Origin of the sequence: Alkalicoccus halolimnae (assembly GCF_008014775.2) — a bacterium.
Classification (GTDB): domain Bacteria; phylum Bacillota; class Bacilli; order Bacillales; family Salisediminibacteriaceae; genus Alkalicoccus; species Alkalicoccus halolimnae.
Genome location: NZ_CP144914.1, coordinates 2,554,327 through 2,566,643, shown reverse-complemented (window position 1 = coordinate 2,566,643; position 12,317 = coordinate 2,554,327). Strand labels below are relative to the sequence as shown.

At 48.7% G+C, this 12,317-nt stretch carries 12 protein-coding genes; 10 read left to right on the top strand and 2 right to left on the bottom strand.

Translation table 11 applies throughout. The features are described 5' to 3' along the window. Positions 1-4: 4 nt before the first annotated feature. From FTX54_RS11855 to FTX54_RS11810, 10 genes are all read left to right on the top strand, one after another. Positions 5-586 carry a glycerol-3-phosphate responsive antiterminator gene (locus FTX54_RS11855; RefSeq protein ID WP_147803579.1) on the top strand — a complete coding sequence of 194 codons (582 nt, stop codon included), beginning with the start codon at positions 5-7 and terminating at the stop codon, positions 584-586. Positions 587-714: 128 nt separating this feature from the next. Continuing rightward, a complete protein-coding gene (locus FTX54_RS11850; RefSeq protein WP_187254518.1) occupies positions 715-1,320 on the top strand; it encodes a BsuPI-related putative proteinase inhibitor in 606 nt (201 codons plus the stop codon). 70 nt (positions 1,321-1,390) lie between these two features. Continuing rightward, positions 1,391-1,663, top strand: coding sequence for a NifU N-terminal domain-containing protein (locus tag FTX54_RS11845; RefSeq protein WP_147803581.1), 273 nt, complete (start codon positions 1,391-1,393; stop codon positions 1,661-1,663). A 331-nt stretch (positions 1,664-1,994) separates the two neighbouring features. Next, on the top strand, positions 1,995-3,536 hold the full coding sequence (locus FTX54_RS11840; RefSeq protein ID WP_147803582.1) for an AbgT family transporter: 1,542 nt from the start codon (positions 1,995-1,997) through the stop codon (positions 3,534-3,536). 972 nt (positions 3,537-4,508) lie between these two features. Next, a complete protein-coding gene (locus FTX54_RS11835; RefSeq protein ID WP_147803584.1) occupies positions 4,509-5,696 on the top strand; it encodes a M20 metallopeptidase family protein in 1,188 nt (395 codons plus the stop codon). Beyond that, on the top strand, positions 5,693-6,997 hold the full coding sequence (locus FTX54_RS11830; protein ID WP_147803585.1) for an amidohydrolase: 1,305 nt from the start codon (positions 5,693-5,695) through the stop codon (positions 6,995-6,997). Before FTX54_RS11835 ends, FTX54_RS11830 begins: the two co-directional genes overlap by 4 nt. Position 6,998: 1 nt before the next feature. Further along, on the top strand, positions 6,999-8,231 hold the full coding sequence (locus tag FTX54_RS11825) for a M20 family metallo-hydrolase (protein ID WP_147803586.1): 1,233 nt from the start codon (positions 6,999-7,001) through the stop codon (positions 8,229-8,231). 3 nt (positions 8,232-8,234) lie between these two features. Then, positions 8,235-9,530 carry a hypothetical protein gene (locus FTX54_RS11820; protein ID WP_147803587.1) on the top strand — a complete coding sequence of 432 codons (1,296 nt, stop codon included), beginning with the start codon at positions 8,235-8,237 and terminating at the stop codon, positions 9,528-9,530. Between the two features lie 66 nt (positions 9,531-9,596). Beyond that, positions 9,597-10,310 (top strand): AzlC family ABC transporter permease, encoded by a 714-nt coding sequence (locus FTX54_RS11815; protein WP_246125604.1) that lies wholly within the window; start codon positions 9,597-9,599, stop codon positions 10,308-10,310. After that, positions 10,303-10,608 carry an AzlD domain-containing protein gene (locus tag FTX54_RS11810; RefSeq protein WP_147803588.1) on the top strand — a complete coding sequence of 102 codons (306 nt, stop codon included), beginning with the start codon at positions 10,303-10,305 and terminating at the stop codon, positions 10,606-10,608. Before FTX54_RS11815 ends, FTX54_RS11810 begins: the two co-directional genes overlap by 8 nt. A 424-nt stretch (positions 10,609-11,032) precedes the next feature. Here FTX54_RS11810 and FTX54_RS11805 read toward each other — a convergent pair whose 3' ends face one another. Further along, on the bottom strand, positions 11,033-11,656 hold the full coding sequence (locus tag FTX54_RS11805; RefSeq protein ID WP_147803589.1) for a hypothetical protein: 624 nt from the start codon (positions 11,654-11,656) through the stop codon (positions 11,033-11,035). Between the two features lie 71 nt (positions 11,657-11,727). Next, a complete protein-coding gene (locus FTX54_RS11800; protein ID WP_147803590.1) occupies positions 11,728-12,180 on the bottom strand; it encodes a GNAT family N-acetyltransferase in 453 nt (150 codons plus the stop codon). Between the last annotated feature and the right edge of the window lie 137 nt (positions 12,181-12,317).

Genomic DNA, 12,317 nt, shown 5'->3' with positions numbered 1-12,317 from the left:
AATCATGGCATTTCAAAAACAGGAAATAATCCCTTCCATCCGCCACACAGGGGAATTTCTCGAAGCAGCGGCCCGCGGTGCTTCCTGCGTACTTCTTTCCCAGAGTGACATGGAAGAACTGGTCAAAGTGCAGAAAGTCTGCCGCAGAATGCCCCACGTTCAGCTGATGATTCATGTAGATATTTTAAAAGGACTTTCCGAAACAGCGGAGGCGGTCGCTTTTTTAGCGGCCTATATCCGTCCCGCGGCTATTATTTCCGCCAATCCGTCGGTCATCGCCGCCGCAAAAAAACATGGCATTCCGGCGATCCAGCGCTGTTTTATTTTTGATGAGGAAAGTCTTGGACGCAGCCTGAGAATGGTAGAGCATGGAGCACCTGATTATATCCAGGTCATGCCGGGCCTTATGCCGGAAGTGATCCGGTATATGATAAAGAAAACCGGACGGCCGGTGCTTGCAGGAGGGCTGATCCGGACACAGGAAGAAGCTGAAACAGCCCGCAGAGCAGGGGCCCTGGCAGTAACAACTTCCCATAAAGAGCTGTGGGAGAACATGGCAGATTCCACAGCGGCAGATGAAAAGTAGACGCTTTTCCACCGCGGGCTGAAAAGCGTTTTTTCATGGATGCAACTTTTTCAATTTGAATGGAAAAGGACAATACTGTAACTTCCTTATCATTCCAGCGACTATACATAATAAAGGGGGAGACGCAGATGAGAATCCTGTTAGGGACGCTGCTTCTGCTGCTCGCAGCCTGCGGGCAGGCGGAGGAAACAGAAACGAACAGCAGCCCGGATCAGACAGAGGAAGCAGAAACAAATAACAGCCAGTCCCAGGAAGAAACGGAGCCGGATAACGGCACGGATATAGACGAGGCCGATGAACCGGGAAATATCGCTGAAGAAACAAATAATACTCCTGAAAACAGTGGAGATGAAAATGCAGAGGAGGAAGCTATGCCGGAAGCAATCAATTATCAGGCAGAAGCATCGCTCGACAATGATGTTCTGCACGTGACGATGACAATCACCAATGACTCTGACGTATCCCAGGAACTGACTTTTACGTCAGCCCAAAAATATAACGTCCGTATTTTCGACAGCAGTGGAACGAAAAAATATGATTTTGCTGAAGACATGATGTTTACGCAGGCGATAGAGACCGATACGATTGAAGCAGGAGAATCCATTAATTACGATATGGACTGGCGGATAGAAGGAGAACCCCCGTTTGAAATTGAAACGGAACTGACGGTTTCTGAAATTAACGGGGAGCCGGCAGCCAGTCAAGATTACCGGGAGACGCTTACCGTAGAATAGACGTGTCTTTCCTTTACCCGTGCCCGCGTGCTAGAATAATAGTATATGCTGAAAAAGGAGGACATTTTACATGGCTATTAACGTACAAGCAGAAGGAACACCGAACCCGAATGCAATGAAATTTACTGCGGATAAAGTACTTTTTGAAGGATCGGGAAGTGCATCATTCAAGAAATCAGATGACACCGACCACCCTCTCGCCAAGGAACTGCTGGCGCTCGACGGAGTGGACAACATCTTCGGTTTCCAGGATTTCGTCACAGTAAACAAACTGCCTGACGCTGAATGGGACGAGCTGCTTCCGAAAGTAGAGGAAGTTTTCGATAACGTATACGGAGCATAACAGCATTCAGTGAAAGCTGCTCTGCTATCCGGAATCCGGCCATGACAACTATTGTCATGGTCGTTTTTTCGTTTATTAAGGAAGTTAATAATGTTCTTTAAGTCAGCGGGGAAGGAACCAGCTGAGACTGTCCTCTCCGGAAAGCGTTTGTAAGCAGCAGAAGTCATTTGCTTTATTTAGTTTTCAATATCATACCAATGTCAGAAAACCACACACGAAAATTATAATTTTCTGAAATTAAGGGCTTACACCGATCGAAAAATGTGGTATTGTACTGATTAACGGAAGATAAAGAGAAAATGACCGTTAATATGAACGTTGGAGGGTTACAATGTCTGCTCAAGCTGACAAAGAAAAGAAAGGTATTTTTATGAAACTGCTCGACCAGGTGGAAAGGGTCGGGAACAAGCTGCCGCATCCATTCATGCTGTTCGTGTATCTGGCGGGGATTATCATTTTGCTGTCTTGGCTTCTCAGTGCCATAAATATTTCTGTCACACACCCAATGGACGGGGAAGAAGTTGCGATTGAAAACATGGTCAGCCTCAATGGCCTTGAGTTTATTCTTTCTTCCATGCTGGAGAACTTCACCGGATTTGCACCGCTCGGCCTCGTTCTCGTCATGATGTTTGGTATTGGACTTGCCCAGAAAGTGGGCTTAATTGAAACGTTTATGAAGAAAACGATTTTAAATGCTCCTGCAAAACTGGTTACCTACGTCATTATTGGTACAGGGGTAATTGGAAACCTTGCGTCTGATGCTGCTTTTGTTATTATTCCGCCGCTTGCTGCCATGGTTTTCTATTCACTCGGTCGTCATCCGCTTGCCGGAATGGCCGCAGGGTTTGCCGGCGTCGGCGCCGGTTTTACGGCTAACGTACTTATTACAGGAACGGACGCGCTTTTATCGGGGATCTCGACAGAAGTAGCGCAGTCAGTAGATCCTGATCTCGTTGTTACTCCGGTCGACAACTATTTCTTCATGGCGTTTTCTGTCCTGATGCTGATGATTGTCGGCGCCTGGATTACCGAGAAAGTGGTGGAACCGCGTCTTGGAAAATTTGATACGAAATTTGCTGATCCGGACGCTGTGGAGCAGACAGCAGAACAGCCGTCCGCCCAGGAAATGAAAGGCTTACGCAATGCGGGGATAACTGCTGCGGTTTACCTTACAATCGTAGCGCTCACCATCGTCCCGCCTAACGGAATACTTCGTGGAGAAGAAGGGACGATCGTCCCGTCGATTTTCCTCGACAATATTATTCCAATTATCCTTTTCTTCTTTATTACGGTAGCAGTCGCCTACGGCACGACGACAAAAGTGCTCCAGTCCACAGCTGACGTACCGGAGCTGATGGGTAAGGCGATCAAAGATATGAGCGGATTCATCGTTCTCATTTTTGCTGCCTCCCAGTTTATTGCCTATTTTGAGTGGACAAATATCGGAACGTTTATTGCCGTTTCCAGTGCGACTGGACTGGAAAATATCAACTTTACCGGTATGGGACTGATCGTCGGTTTCATCCTGCTGACTGCTGTACTGAACCTGTTTATTTTCAGCGGTTCTGCCCAGTGGGCACTCATGGCCCCGATTTTTATACCGATGTTTTATTTCTTAAACTATGATCCGGCCTTTATACAGCTGGCTTATCGTATCGCCGACTCTTCAACGAATATTATTACGCCGATGAACCCTTATGTACCAATGGTGCTGGCGTTTATGAAGAGGTACGACAACCGTGCCGGATTTGGTACCCTGTTTTCGATTATGCTGCCTTACGCGATGACGTTTCTGTTTATCTGGATTGCTATTTTCGTCATCTGGAATCTGCTCGGCCTGCCAATCGGACCAGGAATCACACCGGGGCTGTAGCATCCCATCAACATAAAAAGGATGGGGAGCCCCGCTGTTCCCCATCCTTTTTTATTAGTTCTGTTCATGTTCATTGTTGTTATAATAGAGTAACTTCAATGCCTGCTGGATGATGGCTTTTAGAGCACTGCAAATATCCCTTTCTAAAGGCTGTCTTGAATATAAAGTGGATAAGCGATGAACGGGCGCTTTCGTTTCCATGGGGGCGGGATGGATCTTCGGCTCATCCTTCATCGCCCCGGAGTCGCCCCATCTCCACTACAGCTTACGGTAAAAAGATAGAGAAGTATCTGCCATCTAATAAAGAAAATCCCTTCTTGAAAATCATTCATACCACCTTTATAGATGGGAAATTCCATTCCTGTAAAAGGGCATTTTCATCCTTCGTGGGGCAATGTTTTTGCATGAGTGTCTCTGTTAAAGCTCCGTGTTGTTATTGGATTGCCTGCGGCTCTTCCGCCTGCCGCGGAGAAAGCATGCGGCTTCCCTGGCGTCCGGGAGGATCTTCCTGCTTTCTTTTTCCACAGGCGTCTTGAAAAATCGCCTTGTCACTGGTCTTTACCTTGGTACCATCTTGATTCAACCAGCGGGCTTTCTGTATTGGGAAATCAAAACGAAGCGGAAACATGCCCGTGGAAGAAGGAGATTGGAAGATCCCGCAGGGCGCAGCCCACCCGGAGATCTCCTCCACGGCAGAGCTGAAGCTAAGTTTTCTATATTTATCAACAACAGACTTGGTTCTTACGCGAAAAAAAAGAACTTGTCTTTTCGGCTTGCGATGACAGAAGATAAGTCTACTTAAAAAGCTGGTGGCCCAGTCTTAGACGAGAGAAGTTTTAAGGGTGAAATCAGCTTTTTTGTCAGATATATCTTGTTTTTACCAAACGTGCGTAAGAGCCACAGACTTTAACACAGCTTTTTATAAAGCTTTTTATACAGATGGAAACGTTAAATAAGAGAGGAAGTTTTGTTATGTTTATAGGTCATGGAAAAGATGTGGAAGACGAGGTGCGCACGATCCGCCGGGAGCTCCACGAGAATCCGGAGCTTTCCAACGAGGAAGGACGTACCTCGGAACTTATACAGAAAATATTAAAGGAAGAAGGAATTGATTACCGGACCGGCTATGCGGTAAACGGCGTTCTCGGCATTATCGAAGGGGAAAAGCCGGGCAGAACGATCGCTCTCCGTGCTGATATTGATGCGCTGCCGATTGTAGAACAGAACGATCATGCTTTCGTATCCAAAAAGGAAGGGGTTATGCACGCCTGCGGACACGATGCCCATACGGCGATGCTGCTCGGGGCTGCCAAGCTGCTGAACCGCGAAAAAAAAGAGCTGCACGGCACGATTCTTCTCGTTTTTCAGCCGGCGGAAGAAAATGCTCCGGAAGGCGGGTCGGACCGGATGCTGGAAGAAGGAATTTTTTCGGAATGGGTGCCTGACGAAATTTACGCCCAGCACGTCTGGCCGGATCTGCCTGTTGGTACTTTCGGCGTCCGCGAAGGCGCGATGATGGGCAATTCCGACCGCTTCACGATCCGTATTAAAGGATCTTCCGGGCATGCCAGCATGCCGCATCAGACAACGGATGCCATCGTGATCGCTGCCCAGACGATCAACGCGGTGCAGACTCTCGTCAGCCGCAGTACGGATCCGCTCTCTTCTGCCGTCGTTACGATGGGGAAAATTGAGGGAGGATCCCGCTACAACGTCATTGCTGAGGAAGTCGTTCTCGACGGGACGGTAAGAACGTATGAAAACGATGTGAAAGAAATGATTAAGAAAAAGCTGAATCATATCGTCGTTCAGACTGCCGAAATGCTTGGAGGCAGTGCGGAGCTCGACTATCTGGACGGCTATCCGGCTACAGTGAACGAAACGGAGTGTGCCCGTTTTATGAAAGAAGTCATCCGTGGGGCTTACGGAGAAGAAGCCCAGCCGGAAGTGGCGCCGAGCATGGGCGGGGAAGATTTCGGACGCTTTCTACAGCAGTACAAAGGCGTCTATTACTGGCTCGGTACAGCTATCCCTTCCAGAGAAGTGCAGAAGCCGCTTCATGATCCTAAGTTTGACATTGATGAGCGGGCGCTGGCATACGGTACAGAAATGCTGGCGGAGCTTGCTTATCAGGCTGCTAAAAGAGGTGAGAGCGATTGATTAAAACCCTCAGTGATTTTTTACTCCGTAAAGAAGAACACCTGAATCTCGTGAGGCGCGAACTGCACCAGATTCCCGAGCCGGGCTGGTGTGAATATCAGACGACCGCCTACATTTACAACTTTATGCAGGATTTCCCATTTGATCTGTTTATCGGAGTGGAAGCTGTTGATTCCGATGCAAGAATGGGGCTGCCTTCTGAAAAAGAAAATGCTCATTTTTTTAAGCTTGCCGAACAGGCGGGGGTGGATCCGTATCTGCTTGATAAAACAGCAGACGGGCATACCGGCCTTGCCGCTGTCCTCCGAACAGGAAGACCCGGTCCGGATACAGTTCTCCGCTTTGACATCGATGCGCTGCCTATTACCGAGGCAGAAGCGGAACATAAGCCTTATGAGGAAGGGTTTGTTTCTCTTCATCCGGGGACGATGCATGCCTGCGGCCACGACGGCCATGCAGCGATCGGCTTATTCACTGCTGCCTATCTGGCTCAGGTCAAAGAACAGCTGACCGGTACAATTACAATTTTGTTTCAGCCTGCTGAAGAAGGAAGCAGGGGAGCGGAAGCAATGGTAAAGAAAGGCTGGCTTGATCATAAAGATTATTTTTTGAGCGGTCATATCGGCCTGCACGATCTCGCCACAGGAACAATTGTAAGCGGCACGTATCAATTTCTCGCTACGACAAAGATCAACGCTGCCTTTGAAGGGATATCCGCCCACGCAGGCGTCAATCCTTCCGAAGGGAAAAACGCCCTGCTGGCCGCCGCGACTGCTGCCGTGCAGCTGCATACGATTGCTCCGGGACGAGAAGGAATGACGAGGCTGAATGTCGGAACGCTTCATGGCGGGGAAGGGCGCAATATTATTCCTTCATATGCCTCGATGATGATTGAGACAAGAGGAGAAACGAATGAACTGAACAGCTATATGGAAAAAGAAGCTCTGCGGATCCTCAACGCCTCGGCAGCGATGTATGACGTCACGCCTGTGCTGGAAACAGCGGGGAAAGGGGTTACGGCCGAATCAAGCACGAAGATAGGGGAAGCACTGAAGCAGAAACGAGGAGCTTACGTGGAAAATGTGCTGGAACCTCTGCCGCTCGGCGGATCAGAAGACGCGGCGATTATGATGAACCGTGTCCATGAAGCAGGGGGGGAAGCAGCTTATTTCATTTATGGGACGCGCCTCCCCTACGGACATCACCACCCGCAGTTTGACTATGACGAAAAAGTACTGCCGGCAGCGGTGGAGGCACTCTGTATGCTGCTGCACGATTATCATGGAGAGGAGCGTATATAATATGGAAAACTGGCTCAAGGAAAAACTGCTGGAATTAAACGCTGTTTCAACGATGGAGCAGCCGGAAGGATTTAATCGTCTTTCCTTTACAGAAAAAGAACGGGAGGCACAGGAGGCCTTTAAAAAAGTAGCGCTCGAACTTGGTATGAAACTGCGCGCCGACAGCACCGGAAATATTATAGCCCGGCTCGAAACGGAAGATCAGCAGGGAAAACCCGCGATTGCCCTCGGGTCCCACCTCGATACGGTGAAAAATGGGGGAGGATACGACGGGGCAGCCGGTGTTTTGTGTGCTTTAGGGGCTGTGAAAATGATTCGGGATTCAAAGGAAATCCTGCCCTTTCCGGTGGAAGTGATCTGCTTTGCTTCGGAGGAATCATCCCGATTCAGCATGTCGACGGTCGGCAGCAAAGCGATGACAGGCCAGCTGACAGAGGAGCAGCTGAATACGATTAAAGATGAAAACGGCAGCACCCTTGCAGAAGCGATGACAGAGTTTGGTCTTGATCCGGCGAAGTTCAAAGAAGCAGAGCGTGGAGAAGAGGAACTTCTGTCCTTTACAGAGCTGCACATCGAACAGGGGACGAGAATCGAAGACGCCGGGTGTGACTACGGCACCGTTTCTGCAATTGCCTGTCCAATCCGCATGCATCTGCACGTGAATGGAAAAGCAGGACATACAGGCACCACACCGATGGATCAGAGGCAGGATGCGCTCGTTGACGCAGCGGAAATTATCACCTTCGTCCACGAAGCAGCCAACTGTTTAAATGAAAACGATGATTTTCCGATCGTCGCCACAGTGAGTACGATTGAAGCCTCGCCAAATGCGATGAACATTATTCCCGGATTTGTGAAGCTCGGTGTGGATATCCGAAGCGTCTCCGACAAGCAGAAAAATCTTATGGAAAAGGCTGTTGATACGTATCTGAAAAAGTACCGTCCTTCTGTGGAAAAGGAAATTCTCGTACGCAATCCATCCGTTCAATTAGACAGGAAAATGTATGGTAAAATGAAAACATTAGGCCATCAAACAGGGCTTAAATCGTTTGAGATGGAGAGCGGCGCCGGACACGATGTGATGAATATGCAGAAAAAGTGGCCGTCCGGGCTTATTTTTATTCCATGCCGCGACGGGCTCAGCCACCACCCGGAGGAATACGCCTCCCCCCAGGATCTGCTGAAAGGCACCCGTCTGCTCCATGCTCATCTTACTACTTCCAACAGCGGGTGATAGATGGTGAAAATACGACTAGGGCTTGTCGGACCGAAAGACTCCGTCCAGATTATCGAAAAAATGGGGCGTTTCTTTCCCGAATTCGAATTGATCAGCTTTTATTATGAGAGAACCGAAGAAACACATGATATTCTAAACGCTTATAAAAACCGCGTCGACCTCTGGCTTTTTTCCGGCCAGGCACCTTACGCCTACGCAATTCATAACAACCTTTTAACTGAAGAAGAAGCTTTTTTTCCGCCGCTGCACGGATCGAGTCTGCTCGGGACACTCATGGAAATCTTCCATAAGCAGAAACAGGCATCGTTTTTTACGCTCGATACGATTGATACAGAAGAAATTGAAGCCGTTAAGGAAAGCTACACCCTTGACGACGTATCGTTTATCACTTATCCCTACACCGGGTACAAATCGTCCGATGAAATTATTCAGTTTCATATCGAAGAAAGCAGAAAAAATCCAGGGACGATCGCTCTTACATGTATCCGCAACGTCTATAACGAACTGAAAGCACACGGCATTCCCGTTTACCGGATCACGGCATCTGAATTTGATATAAAAGAAACGCTGAAATATCTCCGTGAGCGGACCAACGCGGCATGGTACCGGAATCACCAGCTTGCAATACTCGGTGTGGAAACAGTCGAAGGCAGCGATTCGCGCGAAGAATATTATTCCTACCGGCGTAAATATAAGGAGCTTGAGCTGAAACGGCTTCTCCTCCGCTACGCGGAAGAAGTGAAAGGGGCCTATCTGCAGATGGGGGATGGCATGTTTCTCATCTTCACAACGCGGGGGGAAATGGAGTCGCACGCTGTTCCTTTTTTCCTGATCGAGGAAGCGAAACTCCAGGCGAAGCTGCCGGTCCGCGTCGCGGTCGGATACGGAAAAAGCGTCATGGACGCTGAAGAGCACGTGCATCAGGCGCTTCAGCAGGGGCGCAGGGCAAAGGAGACGGTGATCATTTCTGTCGACGAAAACAACGAAGCGACAGAGCATTTCAGCGAGGCTGCTTCGCTCACCTATTCCGCCCAGCGGCATGACACCGAATGGGCCGCTGAAAAAGTAAAAGGAAAAATATCCCCCGGGGCAGTCTCAAAAATATTTTCCTACGCACAGTATCATCAGCAGCTGGAAGTTACGTCACGTGACATTGCCCGCTGGCTGACGAGTACGGAAAGAAACGCCCGCCGCATTCTGCACGAACTGGAACAGGCCGGCCTTGCAAAAGCCGTAGGGGAAGAGCAGGAAGTGCGCCGCGGAAGGCCGCGGAAAGTTTTTGCACTGCAGTTTTAGCAGTATATTCTTGACAGTCCTTACGCCTTTGAGGATAGAATAGAAAGAGGAGAGGAGAGAGGACTGTTGGAAACAGCTGCTTACATAGAAAAAGATGACTCGCTCCGCCGGGGACTGACGGCGGGGCTTTCGATTGCGTTTGGATACATGCCGGTCGCTATTACATTCGGGCTGCTTGCAGGCTCCACGGGACTGACGGTGTTTGAAGCAGTGCTGATGAGCATGCTCGTATTTGCCGGTGCTGCTCAGTACATGGCGCTCTCGATGATTGCGATAGGTGCAGGCGCCCTTGAAATTGTGCTGGCCACCTTTATCGTCAACTTCCGGCACCTGCTGATGAGTGCCTCCATCAACGAAAGAGCCGAGCCGACGTCGAAAAAATTTCGTTCGCTGTTCGGCTTTTTCCTGACGGATGAAGTGTTTGCCGTATCTTCTGTGAAACAGCCTCCGGTGAGCGGAAGCTACATTCTCGGTGTCGGACTGAGCGCATATTCAAGCTGGGTCGGCTTTACAGCAGCCGGGTATTTCACAGGAGCGCTGCTGCCGGCGGTACTGCAGGAAAGTATGGGCATTGCTCTCTACGCCCTGTTTATCGCCCTGCTCGTTCCTTCGGTAAAAGAGGAGGGACGGCCGGTGATTATTCTGGCGCTTATGGGCGGTGGATTTCACTGGATATACCAGCTGTTTATGGAAACCGGCTGGGCGATCATGAGTGCGACCATCACCGCCGTGATTCTGTACGAGCTGCTTGACGTGAAAAGGAGGAAGGATCATGAATGAAACTATGCTGTGGATGATCGTTGGTATGGCGGTCGTCACCTACGTACCGAGAATTCTTCCTCTGCTCGTTTTATCGACAGAAAACTGGCCTCCCTGGCTGAGGCGCATGCTCTCCCGCGTACCTTATGCCGTACTCGGCGCCCTGATTTTCCCTGGGATCATCTATGCATACGACGCCATATGGTACGGGCTTCTCGGCGGTGCCGCGGCATTTTTCATCGCCTACACCGGCGCGCCGCTGATCGCGGTCGTGGCAGGAACGATTTTTATCTTGACCGGCATCAATCTGCTGATGTAAAAGAAAAACTTCTTTATTAAATTTATTTAAGCGGGTTTATGATTTCTTGATCTAAATAAGTTTTCTTCCACTCACCGGCGGAGGCTTTCCGCGGGGCTCATCTTCAGCTATTTCTGTCGAAGCGCGGCTTCGCCGGAAAGGATCTTCCGATTTCGCTTAATCCCGACGGAGTCCCCACCGTTCGCTTCAGAAAGAACAATTTAACTCAGGGGCCATAACGTACCATTAAGAGAAATCTTCTATTATTTCTATAGACAAGGCTGCCTTGAAAATAAAATAGTTAAGCGTGCGCCTTCGTTCCCATGAGTCCGCAGCCTCCGGAAGGCGGAAGCAGTCACTCTGTATTTCTATGCAGATAACCAGACTTTGCCTGCACAAAAAAAACAAGCAGACCGCATTGGTCTGCTTGTTTTTTTGTGCTTTTTTACGTATTTCCTTTATATGCGTCGCCTACCGTATCTTCATCCAATGTTTTTTTGTGATAATATAACCCGTCTTTCACATTTACGAGCTGCATATCCGGATTCTCATTGAAAAAGTCGAGGTGCTGTTTCGTAAGGATCACCCCGTGACGCGGAGTGGAATTTTCGGACTGATCAAGGTCATCAATACGGGCTTCGAACGCCTGATAACCAAAGATGATCAGCAGCAGCGGATTGAAGTAATACATACTCGTCTGAACGGAAATAACAAACAGGAGAATGAATATGAGAATGAACGTAAGCGTGTCGGTAATTGATGCGAAACTGGTATTCATTATCGGCAGAAAGAAAGAGACGGTGTAAGCAGTGAAAAGAGAATTTTTCAGCGGCCGGGCGTTGGAGACTCTGCTCGTCGCTTCCGGATGGCTTTCGTTGTAATCATGCACAAACAATCCCTTATAGGCATGCCGGAAACAGACTGCCGTGATTACCGTTACTACGGCACAGAGCATACCCAGCGTAGATAGAGCCAGATTATGATCTTCATATAATTGAAAAGCTGCAAGATAAAAAACGGGAGAATAGGAGCTTAAGAAAATAGTGATTTTTAATAATTTTTGGTCCACGGAACATCTGCCCTTCTAAAATAAGCGTACTTGACCAGCATACCCGAAAAGGGGCAGAAGATAACATGTATTTAAAGCGTCCGGCCGTAACGTTTGGACATGATGTCGTAAAAGCCGAGAGAATTATAGAGTCGTTTGGTCGCTTCGTTATTCATGCCGGTTTCGAGCTCAATTCCTTTGAAGTCTTCTTCTTCGGCCCACTGCAGCACGTAAAGCAGCATTTTCCGGGCAATTCCCTGTTTCCGTTCCGCTTTTTTAACATAAAGGTCGTTCAGCCATATGTATCGTCCGCCTTTATCAAGCCCGACCCCTTTATTCATAAAAGCACAGCCGACGAAGTCTCCCTTTTTTTCCGCAATGAAAAACTCGGAAGCTAAGTCCTCTTTCAGAGCGAGCCGGACGGTATCTTCAAGCTCTTTCAGCTCAGGAGGACTGCTCAGCTGCTCCATCTGTTCCATCATTAATTCAGCAATTTTTGTAATTTCCTGACTGGTACCGGGTTTTTCAATCTGATAGATTTTCATAGCAATTCTCCTTTGATTCGTAGTTACATGGTGTTCATGGAATGATCACTTCTACCTGTTCCGAAATGGTGGGATTTGTGCGACAATCGTGGTATAACTAAACTAGGCGTGCAAACTGCCTTAATGCTTCAGAAGAG